The 24,160-nt window shown below is 72.6% G+C and carries 29 protein-coding genes; 17 read left to right on the forward strand and 12 right to left on the reverse strand.

Annotation, left to right across the window (positions count from 1 at the left end):
• Positions 1 to 117 precede the first annotated feature (117 nt).
• A complete protein-coding gene (locus ACLF3M_RS02745) occupies positions 118 to 1,443 on the forward strand; it encodes an NAD(P)/FAD-dependent oxidoreductase (RefSeq protein ID WP_430655307.1) in 1,326 nt (441 codons plus the stop codon).
• 244 nt (positions 1,444 to 1,687) lie between these two features.
• Here the strand turns inward: ACLF3M_RS02745 and ACLF3M_RS02750 are convergent, their stop codons facing one another.
• Positions 1,688 to 2,455, reverse strand: coding sequence for an IclR family transcriptional regulator (locus tag ACLF3M_RS02750; RefSeq protein ID WP_430655308.1), 768 nt, complete (start codon positions 2,453 to 2,455; stop codon positions 1,688 to 1,690).
• Positions 2,456 to 2,520: 65 nt separating this feature from the next.
• On the opposite strand from ACLF3M_RS02750, the gene ACLF3M_RS02755 reads away from it, so the two are divergent.
• Positions 2,521 to 3,471, forward strand: coding sequence for a cupin domain-containing protein (locus ACLF3M_RS02755; protein ID WP_430655309.1), 951 nt, complete (start codon positions 2,521 to 2,523; stop codon positions 3,469 to 3,471).
• Between the two features lies 1 nt (position 3,472).
• Here the strand turns inward: ACLF3M_RS02755 and ACLF3M_RS02760 are convergent, their stop codons facing one another.
• The 4 genes from ACLF3M_RS02760 to ACLF3M_RS02775 are packed head-to-tail and all read right to left on the reverse strand — an operon-like array spanning position 3,473 to position 5,893.
• Positions 3,473 to 3,832, reverse strand: coding sequence for a thermonuclease family protein (locus ACLF3M_RS02760; protein WP_430655310.1), 360 nt, complete (start codon positions 3,830 to 3,832; stop codon positions 3,473 to 3,475).
• A 17-nt stretch (positions 3,833 to 3,849) separates the two neighbouring features.
• Entirely contained in the window at positions 3,850 to 4,440 is a 591-nt protein-coding gene (locus ACLF3M_RS02765) for a YdeI/OmpD-associated family protein (protein WP_430655311.1), read from the reverse strand.
• Positions 4,437 to 5,504, reverse strand: a complete 1,068-nt coding sequence (locus tag ACLF3M_RS02770; protein WP_430655312.1) for a hypothetical protein — start codon at positions 5,502 to 5,504, stop codon at positions 4,437 to 4,439. Before ACLF3M_RS02770 ends, ACLF3M_RS02765 begins: the two co-directional genes overlap by 4 nt.
• Before the next feature lie 20 nt (positions 5,505 to 5,524).
• Positions 5,525 to 5,893, reverse strand: coding sequence for a helix-turn-helix domain-containing protein (locus ACLF3M_RS02775; protein WP_430655313.1), 369 nt, complete (start codon positions 5,891 to 5,893; stop codon positions 5,525 to 5,527).
• A gap of 106 nt (positions 5,894 to 5,999) precedes the next feature.
• Here ACLF3M_RS02775 and ACLF3M_RS02780 point away from each other — a divergent pair, with 106 nt between their 5' ends.
• Positions 6,000 to 6,941, forward strand: coding sequence for a Bug family tripartite tricarboxylate transporter substrate binding protein (locus ACLF3M_RS02780; RefSeq protein ID WP_430655314.1), 942 nt, complete (start codon positions 6,000 to 6,002; stop codon positions 6,939 to 6,941).
• Here ACLF3M_RS02780 and folE read toward each other — a convergent pair.
• From folE to ACLF3M_RS02795, 3 genes are all read right to left on the reverse strand, one after another.
• The gene (gene folE / locus ACLF3M_RS02785; RefSeq protein WP_430655315.1) at positions 6,938 to 7,576 is read right to left on the reverse strand and encodes a GTP cyclohydrolase I FolE; all 639 of its coding nucleotides are present in this window, start codon (positions 7,574 to 7,576) and stop codon (positions 6,938 to 6,940) included. The two genes, ACLF3M_RS02780 and folE, sit on opposite strands and share 4 nt — an antisense overlap.
• Before the next feature lie 127 nt (positions 7,577 to 7,703).
• Positions 7,704 to 8,108, reverse strand: coding sequence for a Co2+/Mg2+ efflux protein ApaG (apaG, locus tag ACLF3M_RS02790; RefSeq protein WP_430655316.1), 405 nt, complete (start codon positions 8,106 to 8,108; stop codon positions 7,704 to 7,706).
• Positions 8,109 to 8,154: 46 nt separating this feature from the next.
• On the reverse strand, positions 8,155 to 8,763 hold the full coding sequence (locus tag ACLF3M_RS02795) for a LysE family translocator (protein WP_430655317.1): 609 nt from the start codon (positions 8,761 to 8,763) through the stop codon (positions 8,155 to 8,157).
• Positions 8,764 to 8,966: 203 nt separating this feature from the next.
• Here ACLF3M_RS02795 and ACLF3M_RS02800 point away from each other — a divergent pair, with 203 nt between their 5' ends.
• Complete coding sequence (locus tag ACLF3M_RS02800; RefSeq protein ID WP_430655318.1) at positions 8,967 to 9,641, forward strand: hypothetical protein; 675 nt, start codon at positions 8,967 to 8,969, stop codon at positions 9,639 to 9,641.
• A gap of 66 nt (positions 9,642 to 9,707) precedes the next feature.
• On the opposite strand, the gene ACLF3M_RS02805 is transcribed toward ACLF3M_RS02800, so the two are convergent.
• A complete protein-coding gene (locus ACLF3M_RS02805) occupies positions 9,708 to 10,730 on the reverse strand; it encodes a Bug family tripartite tricarboxylate transporter substrate binding protein (protein ID WP_430655319.1) in 1,023 nt (340 codons plus the stop codon).
• Positions 10,731 to 10,915: 185 nt separating this feature from the next.
• Between ACLF3M_RS02805 and ACLF3M_RS02810 the strand changes: the two genes are divergently transcribed.
• The 13 genes from ACLF3M_RS02810 (at position 10,916) to ACLF3M_RS02870 (ending at position 22,281) form a co-directional block, all read left to right on the forward strand.
• Positions 10,916 to 11,656, forward strand: a complete 741-nt coding sequence (locus ACLF3M_RS02810) for an SDR family oxidoreductase (protein ID WP_430655475.1) — start codon at positions 10,916 to 10,918, stop codon at positions 11,654 to 11,656.
• Complete coding sequence (locus ACLF3M_RS02815) at positions 11,653 to 12,429, forward strand: alpha/beta fold hydrolase (protein ID WP_430655320.1); 777 nt, start codon at positions 11,653 to 11,655, stop codon at positions 12,427 to 12,429. Before ACLF3M_RS02810 ends, ACLF3M_RS02815 begins: the two co-directional genes overlap by 4 nt.
• On the forward strand, positions 12,422 to 13,207 hold the full coding sequence (locus tag ACLF3M_RS02820; RefSeq protein ID WP_430655321.1) for an IclR family transcriptional regulator: 786 nt from the start codon (positions 12,422 to 12,424) through the stop codon (positions 13,205 to 13,207). Before ACLF3M_RS02815 ends, ACLF3M_RS02820 begins: the two co-directional genes overlap by 8 nt.
• A complete protein-coding gene (locus ACLF3M_RS02825; protein WP_430655322.1) occupies positions 13,207 to 13,989 on the forward strand; it encodes an SDR family oxidoreductase in 783 nt (260 codons plus the stop codon). The genes ACLF3M_RS02820 and ACLF3M_RS02825 overlap by 1 nt, the downstream gene beginning before the upstream one ends.
• Positions 13,990 to 14,118: 129 nt before the next feature.
• On the forward strand, positions 14,119 to 15,786 hold the full coding sequence (locus ACLF3M_RS02830; protein WP_430655323.1) for a thiamine pyrophosphate-binding protein: 1,668 nt from the start codon (positions 14,119 to 14,121) through the stop codon (positions 15,784 to 15,786).
• Positions 15,783 to 16,598, forward strand: coding sequence for an aspartate dehydrogenase (locus ACLF3M_RS02835; RefSeq protein WP_430655324.1), 816 nt, complete (start codon positions 15,783 to 15,785; stop codon positions 16,596 to 16,598). The genes ACLF3M_RS02830 and ACLF3M_RS02835 overlap by 4 nt, the downstream gene beginning before the upstream one ends.
• Positions 16,595 to 17,533 carry a PDR/VanB family oxidoreductase gene (locus tag ACLF3M_RS02840; protein WP_430655325.1) on the forward strand — a complete coding sequence of 313 codons (939 nt, stop codon included), beginning with the start codon at positions 16,595 to 16,597 and terminating at the stop codon, positions 17,531 to 17,533. Before ACLF3M_RS02835 ends, ACLF3M_RS02840 begins: the two co-directional genes overlap by 4 nt.
• An 11-nt stretch (positions 17,534 to 17,544) precedes the next feature.
• Positions 17,545 to 17,772 carry a recombinase-like helix-turn-helix domain-containing protein gene (locus ACLF3M_RS02845; RefSeq protein WP_430655326.1) on the forward strand — a complete coding sequence of 76 codons (228 nt, stop codon included), beginning with the start codon at positions 17,545 to 17,547 and terminating at the stop codon, positions 17,770 to 17,772.
• A gap of 1 nt (position 17,773) precedes the next feature.
• Positions 17,774 to 18,841 carry a Rieske 2Fe-2S domain-containing protein gene (locus ACLF3M_RS02850; RefSeq protein ID WP_430655327.1) on the forward strand — a complete coding sequence of 356 codons (1,068 nt, stop codon included), beginning with the start codon at positions 17,774 to 17,776 and terminating at the stop codon, positions 18,839 to 18,841.
• Positions 18,838 to 19,965 (forward strand): FAD-dependent monooxygenase, encoded by a 1,128-nt coding sequence (locus tag ACLF3M_RS02855; protein ID WP_430655328.1) that lies wholly within the window; start codon positions 18,838 to 18,840, stop codon positions 19,963 to 19,965. Before ACLF3M_RS02850 ends, ACLF3M_RS02855 begins: the two co-directional genes overlap by 4 nt.
• A complete protein-coding gene (locus tag ACLF3M_RS02860; RefSeq protein WP_430655329.1) occupies positions 19,958 to 20,935 on the forward strand; it encodes a Bug family tripartite tricarboxylate transporter substrate binding protein in 978 nt (325 codons plus the stop codon). Before ACLF3M_RS02855 ends, ACLF3M_RS02860 begins: the two co-directional genes overlap by 8 nt.
• Positions 20,932 to 21,903 carry a VOC family protein gene (locus tag ACLF3M_RS02865; protein ID WP_430655330.1) on the forward strand — a complete coding sequence of 324 codons (972 nt, stop codon included), beginning with the start codon at positions 20,932 to 20,934 and terminating at the stop codon, positions 21,901 to 21,903. Before ACLF3M_RS02860 ends, ACLF3M_RS02865 begins: the two co-directional genes overlap by 4 nt.
• A 24-nt stretch (positions 21,904 to 21,927) precedes the next feature.
• The gene (locus tag ACLF3M_RS02870) at positions 21,928 to 22,281 is read left to right on the forward strand and encodes a hypothetical protein (RefSeq protein WP_430655331.1); all 354 of its coding nucleotides are present in this window, start codon (positions 21,928 to 21,930) and stop codon (positions 22,279 to 22,281) included.
• A 143-nt stretch (positions 22,282 to 22,424) separates the two neighbouring features.
• On the opposite strand, the gene ACLF3M_RS02875 is transcribed toward ACLF3M_RS02870, so the two are convergent.
• The 3 genes from ACLF3M_RS02875 to ACLF3M_RS02885 form a co-directional block, all read right to left on the reverse strand.
• Positions 22,425 to 23,015, reverse strand: a complete 591-nt coding sequence (locus ACLF3M_RS02875; protein WP_430655332.1) for a hypothetical protein — start codon at positions 23,013 to 23,015, stop codon at positions 22,425 to 22,427.
• Positions 23,016 to 23,100: 85 nt separating this feature from the next.
• Positions 23,101 to 23,487 (reverse strand): RidA family protein, encoded by a 387-nt coding sequence (locus tag ACLF3M_RS02880; protein WP_430655333.1) that lies wholly within the window; start codon positions 23,485 to 23,487, stop codon positions 23,101 to 23,103.
• Between the two features lie 25 nt (positions 23,488 to 23,512).
• Positions 23,513 to 24,136 (reverse strand): hypothetical protein, encoded by a 624-nt coding sequence (locus ACLF3M_RS02885; RefSeq protein ID WP_430655334.1) that lies wholly within the window; start codon positions 24,134 to 24,136, stop codon positions 23,513 to 23,515.
• Between the last annotated feature and the right edge of the window lie 24 nt (positions 24,137 to 24,160).

The following is a 24,160-nucleotide window of genomic DNA, read 5'->3' on the forward strand; positions in this document are numbered from 1 at the left end:
GGAAGGAGACGGTCCCGGCTGTGATTTCAGGAATTTCTGAAATGCCAGATAGCATGCCTTCCGCAACGGTCAAGCCGTTCCCCGGAACCCTCGGGGTCGCGCGTCGCTGACGGCGCGATGCCAGAGAGCTCCGCCCGCCCCCGTGTCGTGATCCTCGGCGCCGGCTTCGGCGGGCTGGAATGCGCCCGCGCGCTGGCCCGCGCGCCGCTCGAGGTCACGATCCTCGACCGGCAGAACCACCATCTCTTCCAGCCCTTGCTCTACCAGGTCGCGACCGCGGCGCTGTCGCCCGGCGACATTGCCTGGCCGGTGCGCGCGATCTTCCGCGGGCGGCCGGACGTCACGGTGCTGATGGCGACTGCGACGGGGGTGGACACGCAGGCGCGCCTGCTGCGCACGGCGGAAGGCCTCGACATCCCCTACGACATGCTGGTGCTGGCCACGGGCGCGACGCATTCCTATTTCGGCCGCGACGAGTGGGCTCGCGACGCGCCGGGCCTCAAGACGATCGAGGATGCGCGCGCCATCCGGCGACGCCTGCTGCTGGCGTTCGAGCGCGCCGAGGTCGCCTCCGATCCTGACCTCCGCCGCCGCCTGCTGACCTTCGTCGTGATCGGCGGCGGGCCGACCGGGGTCGAGCTCGCCGGCGCGATGGTGGAGCTCGCGCGCAAGACCGTCGCCGGCGAGTTCCGCCGGATGGACCCGCGCGCCACGCGCGTCGTGCTGGTGGAAGCCGGCCCGCGCATCCTGCCGGCCTTCCCCGAGGAGCTCTCGCTCTATGCGCATCGCGCGCTGGAACGCATGGGCGTCCAGGTGCTGACGGGCACGCGCGTCACCGGCGTGGACGAGGCCGGCGTGCAATGCGGGGAGGAGCGGATCGCCGCCAGCACCGTGGTCTGGGCCGCGGGCGTCACCGCCTCGCCGGCCGCGGGCTGGATCGAGGCCGAGCGCGACCGCGCAGGGCGGCTGCGCGTAGCGCCGGACCTGACCGTGCCCGGCCAGCCCGCGATCCTCGCGGTCGGCGACACGGCGTCGGTCGTCGACGCGAAGGGAAGGCCGGTGCCGGGGACGGCGCCGGCGGCCAAGCAGATGGGCCGCCACGCCGCCCGCGTGATCGCCGCGCGCGTGTCGGGGCGGCCCGCGCCCGGTGCCTTCCGCTATCGCCACCATGGCGACCTCGCCACCATCGGGCGGCGCGCGGCGGTGGTCTCGTTGGACCGCGTGCGGCTGACCGGCTGGATCGGCTGGTGGTTCTGGGGCATCGCGCATGTCTGGTACCTCATCGGCTTCCGCAGCCGCGTCGTCGTCTCCTTCGAATGGCTGTGGAGCTACCTGACCTTCCAGCGCGGCGCGCGGCTGATCAGCGACCCCGCACCCGCGCCGCCCGCCGCGCAGGAGGCGCAGCTCCCCGCGACGATGGAGCAGGCGCGCCGGCGCGCATGATCCTCGGCCGATCGGCGCGCCCGCGGTCTAGGGCCCGTTACACAATGCCCGCGGCTGAGGGCCGGCGAGGGATTTTCCGGCCTGGGCAGGGTCGCGGCACTGCCGCGACGCCGAAGGCAGAAGGCCGACGGCGCAGCCGATGGTTGTTCCATCGGCAAGCCGGCTGACGAAGCCAGGGCGGAAAAGACCCGCCGGACCGACCCGCGCGGCGCTGTCTAACGGGCCCTAGCCCCGGGCCGGCGCGTCAGCCCGCCCAGCCGAGGCTGCGGGAGATCGCCGCCGCGGCCTCCAGCACCGCATCGCGCGCGGCACGGCGGCGTGCTTCCGGCGCCTCGGCTTCCGGCGCGGAGAGGTTGATCGCAGCGACCACCCGCCCCGCGGCATCGCGCAGCGGCGCAGCGACGGAGGCGATGCCGGCCTCGAACTCGCCGAGATGCGCGACATGGCCGCGCGCGCGGTCAGCCCGGGCGCGGCGCAGCAGCTGCGCGAGCGTCGTCCCGCGCGGCGGCGCGTCGCGATAGAGCGCGTCCAGCGCGGCCTCGTCCAGCGCGGCCAGCAGCACGCGCCCCATCGCCGTCGCATGCGCCGGCAGGCGCGAGCCCACATGAACGATGGATGGCCGCCCGCGGCTGGCCGGCACGCGGAGGAGATAGACGACCTCTCGCTTCTCCAGCACGCCGAGATGTGCCGACCAGGCGCTGGCGTCGCGCAGCGCCTCCAGCACGGGGATCGCCACCGGCACGACGTCCCGCGCCGGCAGCACGCCGTGGCCGAGCCGCAGCAGCGCCGGCCCCAGCGCATAGCGCCCGGTCGCGGGATCGTGCAGCAGGAAGCCGAGCTCGGCGAGGGTGTAGACCACGCGGAAGATGGCGGACCGCGTCACGCCGAGCGCGGCCGCGATCTCACTCTGGCTGCGCTGCGGCGTCTCCGCGGTGAAGCAGGCCAGCACCTGCAGCCCGCGCGCCAGGCCGGGCACGAGGTAGCGGTCGTGCAGGTCCGGCGTTTTGCCCATGAAACGCAGGCTACGCCGACGGGCGCCCCGGCGCTATCGGAGGATCACCGAGGAGGAGTTGCGCCATGAACGTGATGACGAAGCCCGCCGGCCCGCTCGCGGCCGCCCTGCGCCGCAACGTGGTCCGCCACGTCGACAAGACCTTCGACTGGGACGCCTTCCCCTCCAACCGCGGCTACCCCGAGCTGGCGCGCGCCCAGATGCGCTACATCGGCGCCGGCGGCAGCCCCAAGGTCGGCGAGCCCGGCACGCTCCCGCCCCAGCACTTCACCCTCAGCCTGATCCACAAGCCCGTCGGCAACTACGCGGCCTGCCACGCGCATGAGATCGAGGAGAGCTTCCTCATCATCGCCGGCGTCCTCGTCGTGGGCTGGGAGCGCGACGGCGAGGTCTGCGAGGTGAAGCTCGGGCCGAAGGACATGATCCTCAACGCGCGCGACGTCGGCCACGGCTTCCGCAACGACGGCATCGAGCCCGTGCTGATGTCGATCAGCGTGGATGTCGGCAAGCCGCTGCCGCCGCGCTACCTGTATCATCCTAAGATGGGCACCGATCCCGCGCTGGCGCGCAGCTTCGGCGCCGCACCGGGGAAGACGATCCCCTTCGACATCAACGGCGATCATCCGCTGCAGCAGCAGATGGCGCGGAACGTGATCCGCCACGTCGAGCAGAAGCCGATCCTCGAGGCCGCCGGTTTCCAGCGCCGGATCTACGTCGGTCCGGGCGGCGTCGAATCCGACACCTGCCGCAAGGAGATGTACGCGATCCCCGCGGGCGTCGGCGTCGGTGCCTATGTCCGCGATGTCGAGGACGCGCTGATGGTCCTCGAAGGCAGCCTGGTCGTGGGGTGGGAGGAGCATGGCGAGCGCGTCGAGATGGAGCTCGGCCCCCGCGACCTCGTCCTCAATCCCGCGGGCCGGCCGCACTGGTTCCGCAACGCCGGCGTCGGTCCCTGCACCGCCTGGTGCGTGGTCGGCGACGCCAAGGCGGAAAGCGTGACCTTCGCGAAGGGCTGAGCTACCGCCCGCACCAGCCGCGGCGATGCTCGCCGTGGTAGGAGGGGCGGGCGAGGCCCTCGGCGATCATGATGCGCGCGACATCCGTGCCGCGCGCATCCACCACCACCGCGAGCAACCGGCCATAGCGGTCGCGGCCCTGCGGATGCAGCGTCACGCCGCGGGCGACCAGGCTGCGCATCCGGCTGCGCGCCTGGCGGGCGAGCGCCGTCTCCTGCGGGCAGCGTCCATGCAGCTCCGGCGTGTCGAGGCCCGCGATGCGCACGCGTTCCTGCCCGCAGACCAGGCTGTCACCGTCGGTGACGCGGCATGTCGCGGCCTCGGCCGGCGGCGCGAGCAGCGCGAGAAGCAGCCACAGCATGCCGTTCACCCGCCCGCTCACCCGGGCCCGCGATAGCGGTTGGCGCGGCGGTTCGCCTGCGCTTCGGTCGCGGTCTCCTCGACGCGCTTTACCCGCGTCACCGGCGTGCGGGCCTGCTCGATCCATTCCAGGATGCCGCGCCGTGCGGAGCGCGGGAAGGCCGCCCAATGCGCCGCCGCCGGCGGATGCCGCGCCAGCGCGGCGACCAGGTCCGCGGGCTCCGCCAGCGTCTCCACCGCGTCGAGCTTCGACCAGGACCCATCCGCCTTCGCCCGCGCCACGGCGGCGAGGCCGGGCGGCGCCATCAGCCCCGCCGCCTCCAGCCGCTCGATCCGCGCCTTGTTCAGCGCGGACCATGCGCTGCCACGCCGGCGGGGCGAGAGGCGCAGCATGGTGCGGCTCTCGTCCAGCCTGCGCGGCAGGCTGTCCACCCAGCCCCAGCACAGCGCCTCCTCCACGATCGCGTCATAGGGCAGGTGGCGCGGATCGGGCTTGCGCCAGGTCACCAGCCAGATGCTGCCGGAGGAGGCGTGGTTGGCCGCGAGCCAGGCGCGCAGCGCGGCGCGGCCACCCACCGCGATGCGCAGATGGTCCGCCGCCTTCGTCACCAGGTTCCCTCGAGCCGTCCCGCGCGGGCCGCCGCCGGGCCCAGGCGCACGGGCTCCGGCGGGTCGAAGGATTCGTTGTCGGGCAACGGCGCCTCCCGCTTCTCGCGCCCGAGCGTCGCGACCGATTTGAGCGTCGCCAGGATGGACGACCCCGCCCGGGCCGGGCGGTCCGCGTACCATTCGAACCAGGGCAGCCCGGCGCGGCGGTAGTCGGCGGCGGTCGGCATTCGCGTCGGCGGCGGCGCGCCGGTCAGCGCGGTCCAGGCCTCGCTGTTGGCGATTTGCACGAAGCAGCGGGCGCGCTGCGTGTCGTCCCAGGCGTCGGCGCGTTCCTGCGGCTTGGCGATCTCCTGCACGATGGAGCCGCCGGGGGCGAGGCCCATATCCATCCTGGACGCGGCCGCCGAGACGGCCATGTCCATCGGCATCGCGGCAAGCGGCGGTGAGGCATGACGGAACACGGCCCCCGCCATAGCGGCGCGGCGCGCTTCCTCCTCCCGCCGCCGCGCTTCCTCGCGCTCCTCCCAGATCGCCGCCTTCAGGGGGCGCGCCAGCAGCTGGATGCCGCCATGCTCGGCCTTGCCGGTCACCTGCTCCTCCGCGGTGTAGCCCTGGCCGAGCGGCATGGCGACGAACTGGCGCACCACGCCCTTCTCCACGCAGAAGCCGTCGAGCCAGGGCTGGCCCGGCACCTCGATATAGTCCTGGTCCCCGGCGTCGAGCTCGTTGGTCCAGGGCGCGCCGTTGACCGCGTTCACCTTCCCCGCCGCGACCTTCAGCGCGAAGGGGTAGCCGGAGGGCGAGGAGAAGCTGAGCCAGCAGGCCTCGGCCTGCCACATCGGCAGCGCGATGCCGCCCCGGCGCTTCCAGTCCTGCGGCACCGCGTCCTGCCGCAACTCGTCCACTGCGCGGAGCGGGAAGCGGCCGAGCCCGGGCGGCAGGCCGTAGCGCGTGGCGTCGTCGGGGACGCGCAGCGTGCGCTGGAAGGTGACGTGCAGCACGGCGTCGGGATGAAGGTCCGGGAATTCCAGCCGGAGGGTATCGGCGTGCAGGGCAACGGGCATGGTGGTCCTCCCCAGGGGTTCTACCAATCGCCGTCGCGGACCTGGCGGATCATCCGCGCGAGGTCGGGCTCGGGCAGGTCTCGGGCGGCGCGGACCAGTTCGGCCAGCGCAGGACGGGCGATCAGGGCGGCGGCGACCTCGGCGGGCACGCGACCGGCAAGGACGAGCAGCGGGCCGGGGTCGAGGCCGAGCGCCTCGGCCAGGGCGCGGATCACGGCCTCGGTCGGGCGCTCCGCCCCGCGCTCGACGAGCGAGAGGTAGGCGGCCGAGACGCCGATCCGGGCCGAGAGGGCGCGAACGGAGAAGTCGCGCGGCGCGTCGGCGGCGCGGGCAAGGCGGGCTTCTCGAAGGCGGACACCGAGTTCCTGCTCGGCGGGACCGGGCGACATAAGCGTCAAGTAAACGCTTTACGTTTTGGAGTCAACGGGAATGGCGCGGCTGGCCGCCGGTGTCGCGCCTGCCCTATCCTGCCCGCAAGAACCCGGGGAGGACCGCATGCCGATCGCGCGGCGCAGCTTGCTGAAGGGCGGGGCCGGCCTCGCCGTGCCGGCCGGCGCGCAGGCTCAGTCGGGACGTCCGCTGCGCATCGTCGTGCCCTATCCCCCGGGTGGCGGCGCGGACCTGCTCGCCCGCGCGCTCGCCGCCGAGATCGGCGGGCGTGGCGGCCGCGCCGTCATCGTGGAGAACCGGCCCGGCGCCACCGGCACGATCGGCGCCGCCGCCGCCGCCCGCGCCGCGCCGGACGGCGAGACCGTGCTGCAGGCCGATGCCGCGCCAATGTCCATCCTGCCGCTGGCCAACCGCCTGCCCTACGGACCCGCCGATTTCGAGCCGGTGGCCCGCCTCGCCACCAGCCCGGTGCTGCTGGCCGCACGGGCGGACGGGCCGCTGCGCAGCCTGGCCGACGTGATCCGCGCCGCGCGCGCCGATCCGGGCGGCGTCACCTACGCGACCTTCGGTATCCTCAGCCATTTCCACCTGGCAATGGAGCAGTTCTCGGGGCTTGCCGGGGTCGAGCTGACGCATGTGCCCTTCCAGGGCACCGCGCCGGGGGTGACCGCCGTGCTGGCCGGCCAGGTGGCGCTGCTGACCGCGCCGCCGGGCACGCTGCAGGACCAGCCGGGGCTGCGCCCGATCGCCTCCATGACGGCGGCGCCGGTGCCGGGCTTCGCGGGTCTGCCGACCTTTCGAGCCGAGGGGATCGACCTGGTCTATGAGGGCTGGCGCGGCCTGTTCGCGCCGCGCGGCACGCCGGCCGACCGCATTGCGGCGCTGGACGGCGCGGTGGCTGCGGCCTTCACCGATCCTGCCTTCCTGGCCGCGGTGAGGCGGCTCGGCGAGACGCCGGCCTTCCTCGGCGCGGCCGACTTCGCCCGCTTCTGGGAGGCCGACCGCGCGGTGGTGACCGGCCTCCTGCCCAGACTACCGAAGGGCTAGCCCTCGCCGCGGTCCCGCGGGTTCCCGATCATCGCGAGGAACTCCCGCCGCGTGGAGGGGTCGTCGCGGAAGGCGCCGAGCATGCGCGACGTCACCATCGTCACGCCGGGCTTGTGCACGCCGCGCGTCGTCATGCACTGGTGCGCGGCTTCCACCACCACCGCCACCCCCTTGGGCTGCAGCACGTCCTGGATGGAGTTGGCGATCTGCGCCGTCATCTTCTCCTGGATCTGCAGCCGCTTGGCATAGGCGTCCACCACGCGCGCGAGCTTGCTGATGCCGACCACGCGGCCATTGGGGAGGTAGGCGACATGCACCTTGCCCAGGATCGGCGCCATGTGGTGCTCGCAGGTGCTCTCGAGCCGGATGTCGCGCAGCACGACCATCTCGTCGTAGCCGTCCGTCTCCTCGAAGGAGCGGGCGAGGATCTCGACGGGGTCTTCCTCATACCCGCAGAACCATTCGCGGTAGGCGCGGGCGACGCGCGAGGGCGTGTCCTGCAGGCCCTCGCGCGCGGGGTCGTCGCCGGCCCAGCGGAGGAGGGTGCGGATCGCGTCCTCGGCGTCCTGGCGGGTCGGGCGCGGCTCGGTCGTCGAAGGCGTGGCGAGCGTGCGCTTGGGCGTCTGGATATTCACGGCGATCGGGTTCCTCGGGCGATGGGCCCTGGCATCAGGATGCGGCGGATCGGTTCCGCGCCACCGCGTCACGGCGCCTTCCTCGGCAGCGGAAATGGGTGGGGGCCGCGAACGCGCAACCCGTGGGTCAGTTCAGCCGGCCCGCCTGGTGCGGGCTGTCCAGGCTGAAGGCGGGGATCGCGACGTCGAAGGCCTCGCCGGTGCCGCTGACCACCATGTGGTAGGCGCCGCGCATGATGCCCGACGGCGTCGCCAGCGGCGTGCCGGAGGTGTATTCGAAGCTCTGGCCGGGCTCCAGCACGGGCTGCTCCCCGACCACGCCCTCGCCATGCACCTGCTGGGTGCGGCCCATCGCATCGGTGATCTGCCAGCTGCGCTTCAGCAGCTGCACCGTGTCCCGGCCCTGGTTCTCGATCGAGACGCGATAGGCCCAGACATAGTGGCCGCGTTCCGGCTCCGACTGGTCGGCCAGGTAGAAGGCACGCACGGAAACGCGGATCGCCCGCGTCGTCTCGGTGTAGTCCTCGCGCATCGCGATGCTCCCGTGGCGCGCAATCTCGGGCCGGACCGGTCCCGACTCAAGCCCTGCGCAGGGCGACGGCGAGCCCGGCGCCGATCAGCACCGTCCCGCCCGCCCGGTTCAGCGCGCGGCGCAGCCTCGGCCGGCGCACCGCACCCGACAGCCGGGACGCCAGCAGCGCATAGGCCGCGGCATTGATCGCGGCGAGCGTCACGAAGGTCGCGACCAGCAGCGCGGCCTGCGGGACGAAGGGCCGCGCGGCGTCGATGAACTGCGGCACGAAGGCCACGAAGAAGACGATGCCCTTGGGATTGAGCGCGGTGACGACCCAGGCCTCCCGCAGCGCCCGCCTTCCGGTCAGCGGGGGCGCCGCCTGCTCCGTCACCGGCGCGCGCCACATCCTGACGCCGAGCCAGACCAGATAGGCCGCGCCCGCCCATTTCACCGCGGTGAAGGCGGCCGAGGACGCCGCGAGCAGCGCCCCCATCCCCGCCAGCGACAGCGTCATGGCCGTGAGGTCGCCGAGCGCGACCCCGGCCACCAGCGGCAGCGCGTTGCGCGCGCCCCCGCCTAGCGACTGGCCGATCACCAGCAGGATGGTCGGCCCGGGGATCAGCAGCATCGCCATCGCGGCCGCGCAGAAGGCGAGCCAGGTCGTGGGGTCCATCGGTCCTCTCCTTGCCCGCGGCATAGCACGGGGGGCCGTCGCGTCGAGCCCATGTGATTACCCCGCCGGCCGTGAGGCTTGGCACCATCATCGTCGCGCGCCCCGGGAACGCGACGTGGGGGTTGCGCATTGAAGCTGTCGGGCACCCTCGACGGACGCTTGGCAGACCAGGCTTCGCCGCGGCTGCAAGGAGGATGGTCCGCATGCATCTCGATATCCGGCTCGAGCGGGCTCTCGAGCGCGTGGAACTTGTCACCGGTGTCGGCACGCGCGATGCGGGCCGAATGTGCGTCATGTCGCTCGTCGCCTGCCTCGCGGGCGAGGAACACACGGACAGCCCGGGCTGCGCGTCCCCGCTGATCCGGGCCTTCGCGATCCCGCTGAACGACAACATGCCGCATGCCGTGCGGCAGCGTCTGAAGCCCTTTGCGCCGCGCATCCTCGGCACGCAGGATGGCATGGACACGCAGCGCGCGGAGTTGCTGCGCCGGGCGCTGGCCGAGGAGGTGCTGCCGCGCCTCGGCGGCCGCCAGCCCCCGCAGTCCCGGCGCTTCGCAGGGCCGCTCTGGCGCTTCTGGGCGATCCTCGGCATGCGCCGGCTGGAACGCGAGGCGGAGTGGATGATGGACCGCGCGGTCGCGCTGTCCGACGGCGCGGACCTCGCCCGCGCCATCGCGGCGGCCGGCGCGGTGGGGCGGCTGCTGGCCCGTGCTGCGCGGGAAGCGCCGGACCCGAAGGAAGCGGATCGGCTGTGGGATCTCGCGATCGGGCTGCTCGACCGGCTCTGCGATGTCGGCGGGGAACGCGTCGCGCCCTCCCCGGCCTGGGCGCAGCGGCTCGAGAAGGTATTCGAGCCGCGGGCGAAGATTGGCTCGTAGACCAGCCCCCCAACCGCAAACCCCTCTCCCCCGCTCATGGAGGAGAGGGGTGGGTGGGGGCGAGCGTCAGCTCGCCGAGATGTTGAACTCCCGCACCAGGCGGCCGTAGCGCTCGGATTCGCTGCGCACGAGCGCGGCGAAGCCGGGCTGCGGCCCGCCGGCGGGGACGATGCCCATCGTCGCCATGCGGGCGCGCACATCGGGCATTTCCAGGATCGCATTGAGGTTGGCGTTGAGCTGCTCAATCAGCGCCGGCGCCATGCCGCGCGGGCCGAACAGCCCGTACCAAGCGGTGATCTCGATGTCGAAGCCGCCCTCGATGAAGCTCGGGACGTCGGGGACCATCGCCGCGCGGTCCCGCGACGACACGGCGATCGGCGCCATCGCGCCGGCGCGCACATGCTCCACCGCGACGGCGGGCGTCACGAAGCCCACGGGCACGACGCCCGCCAGCAGGTCGGTGACCAGGGGCGCCGTGCCGCGATAAGCCACCTCGGTCAGGCTGATGCCGGCGGTGCGGTTGAAGAGCTCGCCCAGCACGTTCATCGGCGAGCCCGACCCCGGCGAGCCATAGGTCGCGATGCGCCCGGCCTTGGCGGCGGCGACGACATCGGCCAGCGTGCGCAGGCCCGACGCACGGCTCGCCATCAGGATCAGCGCGTTGGTGCCGGTCATGACGATGGGCGTGAAGTCGGCGACGGGGTCGTAGGTCTGCTGCGCCCGCATCACATGCGGCGCGATGGCGAAGGTGTTCGGCGCGAACAGCAGCGTGTCGCCGTCCGGCGCGGATCGCGCGACCTGCGCGGCGCCGATCGTGCCGCTGGCGCCGCTGCGGTTCTCCACCACGACATTGCGGTTGATGCGCGGCGCGAGCTTCTCTGCATAGACGCGGGCCAGCACGTCCGTCTCGCCGCCCGGCGGGAAGGCGACCACGATGGTCACGGGCCTGTTGCCTTGCGCCAGGGCGGGACACGCGAGCGGGGCGGCGACGAGGCCGAGGGCGAGCGAGCGGCGGGAGAGCGTCATGCAATGGCCTTTCGCGGCGGCGGTGACGGGTTGAACCTGTTCGTATTTGGACGTATCGTTCATATATGGCCATACGATAGCGTGGCATGGGGTGGCGCCGTCAAGCCCGAAATCCGCGCGAGGCCTGCGCCGCGCCTGCAGCGGACGAGGATTTTCCGCTTGACCGCGCGGCGATGGACCTCCTAGCATCGTTCTTATATGAACGATACGTCCAAATATGAACGTTGCAGGGACCGGGGGCCGTGCCGATGAGCGCGCTGGAAGGCCGCACCATCCTCGTCACCGGCGCGGCGCGCGGCGTCGGTCGGGCGATCGCCCATGCCTGCACCGAGGCCGGCGCCCGCGTCATCGTCGCCGACATCCTTGAGGAGCAGGGCCGCGCCACGTCGGCGGAGCTGCTGTCGCGCTTCGTGAAGCTCGACCTCGGCGATCCCCAGGGGATCGCGGCCTGCGCGGCCGACATCGCGCGGCACGAGGGCGAGCTGCACGGCCTGGTGAACAACGCCGCCATCGCGACCGGCATCGGCGGACCCGAATTCGACGCGATCGAGATCGGCACCTGGGACCGCGTGATGAGCGTGAATGTCCGCGGCACCTGGCTGATGACGCGGGAATGCGCGCCGATGCTGGCGGCGAACGGGACGGGCCGCGTGGTGAACCTGGCCTCCGACACCGCGCTATGGGGCGCGCCGCGCCTGCTGGCCTATGTCGCGTCGAAGGGCGCGGTGATTTCCATGACGCGCAGCCTGGCGCGGGAGATGGGACCGCGCGGCATCGGCGTAACGGCCGTGGCACCGGGCATCCTGCGCAACGAGGCCACGGAATACGTCCCGCCGGAGCGCCACGCGCTCTATGAGAACGGCCGCGCAGCGCCGGGTGCGATGGTGCCGGAGGACATCGCCCCGACGGTGGTCTTTCTGCTGACGCCCGGCGCGCTCGCCGTCACCGGCCAGGTGCTGCCGGTCAACAACGGCTTTGTCTTCACATGAAGTGGATCCGCGCCGCCGATACCGCGCTTCTGCGCCGCGAGGGTACGGGGCCGACGCTGGTGCTGCTGCACGGCATCGGCAGCAACGCGGAATCCTGGCGTCCCATGGTGTCGGCGCTGCCGCACGACGCCGACGTCGTGGCGTGGTGGGCGCCGGGCTATGGCGATTCCAGGCCCGTAAGGCCCGAGCGCCCGACGCCGGCGGACTACGCCGCGCGGCTGGCGCAGGTGCTGGACGGGCTGTCGCTCGATCGCGTCGCCCTGGTCGGCCATTCGCTCGGCTGCCTCTTCGCGGGCGCCTTCGCGCTGGCCCATCCCGATCGCGTCGCGGCGCTCGCCCTGCTCTCGCCCGCGCTGGGCTATGGCGTCGCCCCCGGCGCCGCGCTGCCGCCCGGCGTGCAGGCGCGCATCGACGACCTCGCGGAACTCGGCCCCCGCGCCTTCGCGGCGAAGCGCGCGGGCCGGCTGGTCCACAGGCCGGAATCGCTGCCCGCAGTGCGCGAGGCGATGTCGGCCGTGAACCTGCCGGGCTACGCGCAGGCCGTCCACGCGCTCGGCGCCGGCGACCTGCTGCGCGACGCGAAGCGGCTGCCGCCGGCGCTCGTCGCCTGCGGCGAGTTCGACGCGATCACACCGCCGTCCAACGCCTGCGCGCTGCACGCAGCCCTTCCCGCCAGCACGCTCCACATCGTCCCCGAGGCCGGCCACGCCTTGCCGCAGGACCAGCCCGGCGCCGTCGCCGCGCTGCTCGCCGGAATGCTGGCGCATGTCTGACGACAACGGCAGCGACTACCTCTCGCCCCCCGTGCAGCGCGCGACGAAGCTGCTGCGCCGCATCGCGGAGGGCGACCGCGTCACCAACATGTCGCGCACCGCGCGCGAGCTCGACATCAGCCGCACCACGCTGCTGCGCCTGCTGCACACGCTGGAAGCCGAGCGCTTCATCGAGCCTGCCGGCGATTCGGGCTGGCGCATCGGACCGGGCCTGATCGCCATCGCCGCGCATGCCTTCGCCTCCGGCGACCTCGCGGAGGCCGCGCAGCCCGTCCTGCAGGCGCTCGCGGAGAGCGTGGGCATGTCCGCCCATCTCGGCGTGCTCGACGGGCGCGAGGTCGTCTACCTCGTCCGCCGCACGCCGAGCGCGGCGTTCGTGTCCAACATCCGCGTCGGCTCCCGCCTGCCCGCGCATGCCGCGAACATGGGCCGGATCATCCTGGCGCATCTGCCGGAGGCCGAGGTGCGTGCGCTCTATGCCGGCGCGCCGATGACGGCGGTGACACCGCACACCGCAACGACGGTGGACGGCCTGCTCGCCCGCCTTGCGCAGGACCGCGAGGCCGGCCTTGCCTGGAGCGAGGGCTTCTTCGAGCCCGGCATCGGATCCGTCGCCGCCGCGGTGCGCGACGCCAGGGGCCGGCCGGTCGCCGCGATCAATGTCAGCGGCCAGGTCGTGAACTTCGAGGCGAACCGCGCGCGCATCGGCGCCGCGGTGTCGGATGCAGCCGCCGAGATCTCCGGCCGGCTCGGCTTCGTGATGCGGAAGGTGGCGTGATGGAGCTGGGATACGCGAACCGCGTCGCGGTGGTGACGGGCGGGTCGTCCGGCATCGGGCTCGCGACCGCGCGGCTGCTGCTGGCGGAAGGCGCCCGCGTCGCGATCTGCGGGCGCGACCAGGCACGGCTGGATGCGGCGCGCAAGGAGCTCGGCTCCGACCGCCTGCTCGCGCTCCGCTGCGACGTGCTGGACGCGACGGAGGTCGCGGGCTTCGCGCATGCTGTCGCGGAGTGGGGAAGCGGCGCCTTGGACCTGCTGGTGAACAACGCGGGCCAGGGCCGCGTCTCCACTTTCGCCGACACGACCGACCAGGATTGGAAGGACGAGCTGGATCTCAAGTTCTTCAGCCAGGTCCTGCCGATCCGCGCCTTCAAGCCGATGCTCGACAAGTCCGATGCGGCAGCGATCGTCGGCGTGAACTCGCTGCTGGCCTACCAGCCGGAGAGGCACATGGTCTGCACCTCCGCGGCGCGGGCCGGCGTGCAGAGCCTTCTGAAGTCGCTCGCGACGGAGTTCGCCCCGCGCATCCGCGTGAACTCGATCCTGCTGGGCCTGGTCGATTCCGGCCAGTGGCAGCGCCGCTTCGAGGCCCGCGCCGACAAGGCCGAGACGCGCGACGCCTGGTTCGGGCGGCTTGCGCAGGACAAGGGCATTCCGCTCGGCCGCCTCGGGCAGCCGGAGGAGCCCGCGCGCGCCATCGTTTTCCTCGGCTCGCCGGCGGCGAGCTACATCACCGGTGCCAGCCTGGAGATTTCCGGCGGCGTCTCGCGGCACATCTAGGAAGACGCGCATGGACGCAGTTTTCTTGGCCTCACTCGCCGGCGCGCCTCCGGCGCTTGGCTACGCGGCACTGGCCACGGCGGCCATTCGTTCGCTCGCCGCTGTCGCGGCGCCTGCGGAGCATTGACCATGGACGCCCTCGTCGAAACCACGCTGGAGGAGCCCGTCGGCGACCTTATCGCCCGCGCGCTGGCCGATCTCGGCGTGACGCATGCCTTCGGCGTGATCTCGATCCACAATATGCCGATCCTGGACGCCATCGCGCGCCAGGGCCGCATCCGCTTCGTCCCCGCCCGCGGCGAGGCCGGCGCGATGAACATGGCCGATGCCTATGCCCGCGTGACGCGGTCCTTGGGCGTCTGCTTCACCTCCACCGGCACCGCCGCCGGCAACGCCGCCGGCGCGCAAGTCGAGGCGCTGACCGCGGGCAGCCCCGTGCTGCATATCACGAGCCAGATCGACCGCCCCTTCATGGACCGCGACCGCGCCGCGATCCACGACGTGCCGCGCCAGCCCGACATGCTGAAGGCTGTCAGCAAGCAGGTGATCCGCGCCTGGGAGCCGCACAACGCCGTGGACGCGCTGCTCGCCGCCGCGCAGGCCGCGCTGTCGGCACCGACGGGGCCGGTGTCGCTCGAGATCCCCGTGGACGTGCAGCGCCTGAAGGCGCGGATGCGCGCCGCGCCGGCGCGCATCGCCGTTCAATCGGTGGTGCCGGACCCGGCGCTGCTCGACGAGCTTGCCGCGATGGTCGCGCAGGCGCGCCGCCCGATGATCTGGCTCGGCGGCGGCGCGCGCGGCGCGGCCGAAGCCGCGACCGCCCTGGTCGAGCGCGGCGTCGGCGCCGTGACCAGCACCAACGGCCGCGCGACGGTGCCGGAAGGCCATCGCTGGAGCCTGGGCGCCTTCAACATGACGCCGGACGCGCAGGCGATCTATGAGCAGTCGGACCTGATGCTGGTCGTGGGCTCGCGCCTCCGCGGCAACGAAACTCGCAACAACGCGATGCGCCTGCCGCGGCTTGTGCAGGCCGACGCCGACGCGACCCAGGCCGGCCGCAACTACCCCGTGGAGCTCTTCGTCGCCGGCGATGCGCGGCTGGTGCTGGAAGGCCTGCTCGCCCGCCTGCCGGCCCTGCTTTCGACCGATGCCGCCTTCCTCGATTCCATCGGCGCCGCGCGCGCGAAGGGAGAGGCGGCACTGCGGAAGATGCTCGGCCCCTACGCCGCGGTGGCGGATGCGATCAGCGAGCGTGTCGCGCAGGGTCGCCCCTGGGTGCGCGACGTCACCATCTCCAACTCCACCTTCGGCAACCGCTATGTCCGCCTCGCCGCACCGAATCTCGGCGTGCATGCGCTGGGCGGCGGGATCGGGCAGGGCATCGCGATGGGCATTGGCGCCGGCCTGGCCGGCGCGGGCAAGGCGATCACGCTGGTCGGCGACGGCGCGGCGCAGCTCTCCCTCGGCGAACTCGCCGCCGCCGTCGAAAGCGGCACGGAGACCGTCTTCGTGCTGATGAACGACCAAGGCTATGGCGTCATCCGCAACATCCAGGACGCGCAATACGGGGGGCGGCAGCACTACGCCTCGATCCTCACGCCCGATTTCTCGCTGATCTGCCAGGCGATGGGCCTGCCGCATGCGAAGGTCGCCCGCACCGGGGACTTCGCCGCCTCGCTGGACGCCGCGCTCGCCGCGCCAGGCCCGCGCATGATCGAGGTGGACATGGTCGCGATCGGTCCCTTTGCCGAGAGCTTCGCCGGCCCGCCCGCCGGTGCCGCGGGGTCCGTGCGATGAAGCTCGGCGTCATCGGCGCCGGCGGCATGGCAGCGACCATGCTGGAGGCGATCGCCGCGCACGAACCTCGCCTGCTGGACCACCTGGCCGTGCTGGTGCGCGACCGCGCGAAGGGCGAGGCGCTGGTCGCCCGCCTCGGCGGCTGCGCGCGGATGGCGAGCGTGCACACCGAGCTGCACGCGATGCTGCAGACCGGCGCCGGGCTGGTATGCGAATGCGCGGGGCACGCGGCCGTCGCGCAGCACGGCGCGGCGGTGCTTGCGGCGGGGCGCGACCTCGTCGTCGCCTCGACCGGCGCGCTGGCCGACCAGGCGCTGCTCGACGCGCTGAAGGATGCCGCGGTGAAGGGCGGGGCGCAGATCCTGCTGCCGGCCGGCGCGGTCGGCGGGCTCGACGCGCTGGCCGCCGCGAAGCTGAGGGGCACGCCGCGCGTCACCTATGTCGGCCGCAAGCCGCCCGGCGCCTGGAAGGGCACGAAGGCGGAGACGCTGCTGGACCTCGATGCGCTCAAGGCGCCCGCGACCTTCTACGAAGGCAGCGCGCGCGCCGCCGCGCGTGACTTCCCGCAGAACGCCAATGTCGCGGCGACCATCGCGCTCGCCGGCGTCGGCTTCGGGGCGACACAGGTGAAGCTGGTCGCGGACCCCGGCATCGCGCGCAACCTGCACGAGCTGGAGGTCGAGTCCGACGCGCTGCGCTTCTCCATCCGGTTGGAAGGCGTGCCGTCGTCCACCAACCCCAAGACCTCGCTCACCGCCGGCCTGTCCATGGCGCGCGCGGTGCTGAACCGCGACGCGGTGGTGGTGGCATGACCGCGCGCCGCCCTCTCCGCGTGAAGCGCATGACCTGGGAAGCGCCGGGCGTCGTCTCGCTGGATTTCGTCGCCCTAGACGGCGCCGCGCTTCCGGCCTGGGAGGCAGGCGCCCATCTCGACCTGCATCTCCCCGGCGCGCCGGTGCGGCAATATTCGCTCTGCGGCGATCCCGACGACCGCACGACTTGGCGGATCGCCGTGCGCGAGGTCGCGGGCGGGCGCGTCTCCGGCCTGGTGCACAAGGCGCTGCGCGTCGGCGCGCTGGTCGAGGCCGAGGGCCCGCGCAACAACTTTCATCTGTCTCCGTCGCCGCGGTATCTCTTCATCGCCGGCGGCATCGGCATCACGCCGATCCTGCCGATGCTGCGCGCGGCGCAGCGGGCGGGCGCGCAGGCGACGCTGCTGTTCTGCGCGAAGCGGACGGAGGAGGCTCCGTTCCTCGACACCGCGCGCGGGCTTGCCGATGTCACGACGCACTGCTCCGCCGAGGGCACGCGCCTCGACGTCGCGGCACGGCTCGCCGAGGTGCAGCCCGGCACCATGGTCTATTGCTGCGGCCCGGAAGCCCTGATGACCGCGGTCGAAGCCGCCGCCGCGCGCTGGCCGGAAGGCAGCGTTCGCTTCGAATGGTTCCAGCCGAAATCCCGCCCCGAAGGCGAGCAGGATGGCGGCTTCGACGTGGTCTGCGCGCGCTCCGGCCAGACGGTGCGGGTGGACGCCGACACCAGCGTGCTGGCCGCCCTGCGCGACGCCGGGCTCGACCTCGTCTCCTCCTGCGAGCAGGGGGTCTGCGGCACCTGCGAATGCCGCGTGCTGGAGGGCGAGGTGGATCACCGCGACTCCATCCTCTCGGCGTCCGAGCGCGCGGCGAATGACGTGATGATGGCCTGCGTGTCGCGCGCGAAGGGCGCGCGGCTGGTTCTCGACATCTGAGGGAGACGAAGATGGCGACCTACAGCTTCCCCTATCTCTCGCCGCACCAGTCCCGCGACCGCGAGCCCACGGACTGGGAGATGTCGCTGGCCGGCGCGATCGAGCAGGCCTTCGGCAACGGCCATCACGAACTGCCCGCGCTGGTCGCCGCGCTGAACGCGTCGCGCGTCCGCCCGCGCGACGGCGGCCACTGGACCGAAGAGAGCTTCACCGCGCTGATGCGCGAACTGGGGGCGTGAGATGAGCAGCGTTCTCGACCGCCCCGCCACGGGCCTCGCCAACCCGACCGACCAGGAGGTCCAGGCCTCGCTCGCCACCGGCCTGCGGAACCGCTGGTATCCCGTGCTGCCCAGCCGCTTCGTCGAGACAGGCGGCCGCCCTGTCGGCCTTACGCGCCTCGGCGAGAAGATCGTGCTCTGGCGCGACGTGCAGGGCGCGATCCATGTCCAGACCGACCGCTGCCCGCACCGCGCCGTCCCGCTGTCGCGCGGCGTGAACGAGGGCGACCGGCTGCGCTGCGCCTATCACGGCGTGGAGGTCGGGCCCGATGGCACCGTGCTGGCCGTCCCCGGCCAGCCGGGCTGCCCACTGGAAGGGCGCAAGGCCGTGAAGACCTTCCCGGCGGTGGAGCAGGCCGACGCGATCTGGGTCTGGTTCGGCGACGCACTGCACGCCGATCCCGCGCCCTTCAACCCGCCGGAACAGCTTGCCGGCGGCGCCTGGTCCAGCTTCTGCTGCTACGCCGACTGGAACGCGTCCTGGCGCTACATCTACGACAACCTGATGGACCCCATGCACGGGACGTTCCTGCACGCGAACTCCCACACCATGTACCAGGGCGACACCCAGGCGGTGTTCGTCACGCGCGACACGCCGCACGGCTTCGTCTTCGAGAAGGCCGGCCAGCGCGACGTGAACTTCGACTGGTCGGAGTTCCTGGACGATGGCGCCCTCTATGTCCGGCTGGAAATCCCCTACCCCAAGACCGGTGGTCCCGGCGGCAATTTCGGCATCGTCTCCGTCATCACGCCGATCGACGAGACCAACTCCGCCTGCTTCTTCTTCCGCGTCCGCAAGGTCGAGGGCTGGCAGCGCAACGTCTGGCGCTTCCTGTATCGCACCAAGCTCGAGCCGCGGCACTGGCACGTGCTGGAGCAGGACCGCGAGATGATGGATGGCTGCGGGTTGGGCCTCGAGAAGCACGAGATGCTCTACCAGCACGACGCCGGCCTGATCCGGCTGCGGCGCTACCTCGCGAAGGAAGCGCGGCAGCAACTGATGGCATTGCGCGAGGCGGGGAAGGCATGAGCACCATCGGCATCGCTGGCGGCGGGATCGGCGGCCTCTCGGCCGCCATCGCGCTGCGCAAGGTCGGCCACGACGTCATCGTGTTCGAACAGGCCCCGCGCTTCGGCCGCGTCGGCGCCGACATCAACCTCACGCCGAACGCGGTGCGCGCGCTGGACGGGCTCGGCGTGGGCGAGGCCCTGCGCGCCACCGCCGCGCGCCCGCAGTTCCGCATCAGCCGGATGTGGGACACCGGCGAGGAGACCTCGCGCCTGCCGATGTCGGACGAGGCCGAGCGTAAGTATGGCGCTCCGCAGCTGACGCTGCACCGCGCCGACCTGCTGAGCGCGCTGGAGAACGCGCTGCCCGCCAACGCCATTCGGCTCAGCCATAAGGCCGAGGCGATCGAGCAGGACGCGACCGGCGTCACCATCCGCTTCACCAATGGCAAGACCGCGCGCGTGGACGCGCTGGTCGGTGCCGACGGCATCCATTCCGTCGTGCGCGCCGCGCTGCTTGGCGCGGAATCCCCGCGCTTCACCGGCGTCGTCGCCTTCCGCGCCGTCGTCCCGCGCGAGAAGGTCGCCGGCGTTCCGAACCTCGACAGCTTCACGAAGTGGTGGGGCCCGAACCCGCAGAGCCAGATCGTCACCTTCCCGCTGAACCTCGGCCGCGACATCTTCATCTTCGCGACAATCGGCCAGGACAGCTGGACGCATGAAAGCTGGACGCAGCCCGGTAGCGTCGCCGAGCTCCGCAGCCTCTACGCCGACTTCCACCCGGAAGCGCGCGCGCTGCTCGATGCCTGCGACGAGGTGCTGAAGACCGCGCTTTGGGAACGCGATCCCCTGCCCTTCTGGTCGAAGGGCCGCGTCACGCTGCTCGGCGACGCCGCGCATCCCATGCTCCCCTTCATGGCCCAGGGTGCCTGCCAGGCCGCCGAGGACGCGGTGGTGCTGGCGCGCTGCGTGGCGGAGGCGCCGGACATCGTCGTCGCTTTCGCCGCCTACGAGGCCGCGCGGCGGAAGCGCACGGCCAAGATCCAGCTGGGCTCGCGCGCCAACAACTGGCTGCGCGAGGGCGGCAATGCCGACTGGGTCTACGGCTACGACAGCTGGGCGGTGAAGGTGCTCGAGAATGCATGAGATGAACCGCCGCGCGCTGCTCGGCGCCGGTGCCGCGCTGCTGGCCATGCCCGCGCGCGCGCAGGTGCCCGCCGGCTTCCCCAACCGGCCCATCACCCTCGTCGCGCCCTTTACGCCCGGCGGCCCGATCGACGTGCTGGCCCGCGTGCTGGCTGCCGGCTTCGCGCAGCGCAGCGGCGTCGCGGCGGCGGTGGACAACCGCACCGGCGGCGGCGGCACCATCGGCATCGACCTCGTCCGCCGCGCCGCGCCCGACGGCACCACGATGCTCGTCATCCCCGCGGGCAACCTCACGATCAGCCCGACGCTGGTCCGCAACCTGCCCTACGACGTTGAGCGCGACTTCGCGCCGGTCTCGATGATGGCGACGACGCCGAACGTCATCGTCGCCGCGTCCGGCAGCCCGCTGCGTACCGTCGCGGACCTCGTCGCGGCGGCGAAGGCTCGGCCGGACACCATCTCCTACGGCTCCTCCGGCGTCGGCAGCCAGCTGCACCTGCAGATGGAGCTGCTGCGGTCCAAGGCCGGGATCGAGATCCAGCACGTCCCCTATCGCGGCACGACCCAGGCCCTGACCGACCTGCTGGGCGGCCGCATCCAGCTGCTGTCCTCCAACCTGCCCGTCGTGCTGGAAGGCATCCGCGAACGCCGCCTGCAGGCTCTGGCGGTGACCACCGCGCAGCGCGTCGCGCAGCTGCCCGAAATTCCCACCCTGGCCGAGGCCGGCTACGACATCGACGTGACGTCCTGGTACGGGCTGCTGGTCCCCAAGGCGACGCCCGCGCCCGCCGTCAACGCCATCGCCGCCGTGACCGAGGCCGTGCTGCGCTCCCCCGACAACGCCCGCACGCTGGCCGGCCAGGGTCTGGACATCGTCTGCGAGTCGCCCGATGTCTTTGCGGCAAGGCTGCGGCGGGAGACCGCGCTATGGGCCGAGGTGATCCGGGCAAGGGGGATCACCGCGGAATGAACGAGGAGGGGAAGGAGATGCCGTTCTCGGGGGTGGACGCGGTCGTCTTCGGCGTGGCCGACATGGCTGAAGCGCAGCGCTTCCTTGAAGATTGGGGCCTGACCAGAATTTTCGCCGATGCCGACCGCCTGGTCTACGAAACGCGCGACGGCGGCGAGGTAATCGTCCGCCCGAAGGACGCGCCCGACCTGCCGCCGGCGATCGAGCCCGGCAACACCGTGCGCGAGGTGATCTGGGGCGCGGTGGATGCCGGCGCGCTGAAGCAGTCGCTGGAGCGCCTGTCGGCCAAGGGCGCGCTACAGCCCGGCCCGGACGGCCTGCCCCGCGCGGTGGACCCGAACGGCTTGCGCCACGGCTTCCGCGTCTCGCGCCGCCGACATGTCGCGGTGACGCCGACGCCGGTGAACGCGCCGGGCAATCCCGCGCGCATCGACCGCCGATCCCCCGTCCATGAGCGCGCGCATCCCGTCAAGCTCGGCCACATCGTGCTCTTCGCCGCGGATTTCGCGTCGATGCGCGAATTCTACACCGACGCCATGGGCTTCATCGTCAGCGACGAGTATCCCGGCCACGGCGTCTTCCTGCGCTGCCGCAAGCGGGGCGAGCACCACAACCTCTTCATCCTGAACAGGCCGGGCAAGCCCGGCGTGAACCACGTTGCTTTCACGCTGACCGACGTGCATGAGGTGATCGGCGGCGGCATCGCCATGGCGCAGAAGGGCTGGAAGACCGAGATCGGGCCCGGCCGGCATCCGCTGTCCTCCGCCTATTTCTGGTACTTCCACAACCCGCTCGGCCCGCCGCTGGAATACTACGCCGACGACGACTACTGCACCGAGGCCTGGGTGCCGCAGGAATGGTCCCGCAAGCCCGAGCTCTTCGCGGAATGGGCGATCGCGGGCGGCATCGACGGCACCACGCGCCGCCAGGTCGCGACGACGGACCGCAGCGGCCGCGGGCATGCGTGATCCCGCCTCCGTAGGAGGACCATGATGCGGCCGGAGCTTCGCCGGATCGTCGCGGTGGAGGCGCATCGCCGGCGTGCCGGCGCCTGCCCGCGCGTGATCCACGCGCTCGGCACCGGCGAAAGCTTCGTCGTGCAGGCGCGCGACGACGGCTTCCTTGACGTCGAGAGCGGCATCGTCGTGCGGTCGGAGCCGGGCCGCATCCTGCTGCCGGACGGCGCCATCGCCTTCGGGCTGGAAGGCGACGTGGCCTTCGCGGGCTTCGACCCGCAATCGCGCGAACGGTTCACCGGCCGTGCGGGCGGCGGCGCCTCCGTCACGATCTACGACCAGCGCGGCGACTTCTTCCAGTACGCGATGCTGGAGTGGGAGGAGGCGTAGCGGGACGCGCAAAGCCCTCTCGCCCACTCATGGGGGAGAGGGTTAGGTGAGGGGGACAGGAAAGGCTTGGAGCGCGCTCCTTGCACTAACGCCCCCTCACCCATCCCTCTCCCCCCTGCGGGTGGAGAGGGCTTCATCGCCGGTCACGTCGGCGGCGCGACGCCGTCCTTCTCCACCGTCACGCGCTGCGCGACGAAGCCGCCCTCGCCGGGGCCGCCGCTGACCAGCACCGCGCGCCCCGCCACCAGGTCCGACCGCGCCGCCGGGATGGGCTGCACGATCGCCGTCGCCGCGTCGATCCGCACCGGGATGTCGCGCCCGTTGATGGACAGCGACAGCTCATGCGTGTCCGCCCGCTGCACCACCGCCGCGACCGCGCCGTTGTTCATCGAACTCGTCGGCGTGAGGTCCCAGCCCGACTGGAATTCCCGCGTGGCGCTCGCCGGCAGCACCGTCACCGCCACCGCCCGCAGCCCGTCGCCGAAGGGCTCCGCCACCACGCCGAGCCTGGTGCCGGGCGCGAGCTCCGCCACCGTCACGCGCCGCAGAGCGCCGAAAGTCGTCTCGGCGTTCAGCCGCACCGCCAGCTCGCCGCCTTCCCGCGGCGCGATGCGCAGCGTCTCGCCCTCCAGCGCGACGATCCGGCCGCGCAGCCGCTGCCCCGGAACCTGCGCCAGGACCGGCGAGGCCATCAGCAAACCCGCGCCCGCCAGGACGCCACGTCGAGACACCATCGCCGCTTTCCTCCATCAGATCCCTGCCATGGTGGCATGGAACCAGCCCCGGCGGAAACGCCGTGCCGGGACCGTGCCGGGGAATTCAGGCGACCGCCTCTGCCTCGACCTCGAAGACGAAGCGGGGATCCGCCAGCCCCGCCACGACCAGCAGGGTGGAGGTCGGCGCCAGCGTGCCCAGGAACGCCTCGCGTTCCGCCCGCCAGGCCGGGATCAGCGCGCGGTCGGTCAGGAAGACACCCATCTTGACGATGTTCGCGGTCCCCATCCCATGCGCCGCCAGGATCGCGCCGAGATTGGCCAGCGCCTGGCGGATCTGGTCGGGCCCGGCGGGCAGCACCGTCCCGTCCGGCGCGACCCCGATCTGGCCGGAGATCACCAGCCGCCGTCCCGGTGCCTCGACCAGCGCGGCGTGGGAATAGCGCGAGCCCGGCGCGTGCACGCCGGCGGGGTTGGCGAAGGTCACGGGCATGGCGGTCGGCTCCCTCGGTGCGGTCTCATGAACGGGGCAGCTCCTCGACCTGCACGCCGTCGCTGCCGGAAGGCGGCGTCACGGCCTGCACGATCCAGCCGCGCAGGTTGCGCCGGGCCTGGAATTCCAGCTCGACGTTCAGGTCGTCCATGGCCTGGCGCAGCACCGTCTCGGCCTGGCGGTTGCGCTGCGCCTGGCTGAGGCCGGATTCGGTGGCGCGCTGGCGCCGCGCCTCGGCCTCGATGAAGCCGGACCGCCCGTCGGGCGCCGAGAGCTCGAGCCGAAGCTGGAGGCGCACGACGAAGCGCTCGCCCGGCTCTCCCGCGAACATGCCGCCGCCCGACAGGCGCTCGCGCCGGAACTCGGCGGCGCGGACGATGGCGCGCGCGGTCCCGTTGGTGCCGGCGGCCACGATGCGCTCGCGCACCATGCGCTCCATCTCCTGCACGGGGTCGAACGGCACGGGCTGGTCCACGCGCACGACGCCGGCGGCGGGCGGCGCGACCACTATCTCGTGGATGTCCAGGCGGATGGGGGTGAGGTGGCCGTAGCCCGTCACCAGCGGGGGCAGCGGCTCGGGATCGGCGCCGCGGCTGCCGCCGCAGGCGGCGAGCGCGAGCGGCAAGGTCAGCAGGCCCCGTCGCAGCATCGGTTCTCTCCCAGTGTCCGCGCT

The organism is Falsiroseomonas sp. HW251, from assembly GCF_050563545.1.
Taxonomy (GTDB): Bacteria; Pseudomonadota; Alphaproteobacteria; order Acetobacterales; family Acetobacteraceae; genus Falsiroseomonas.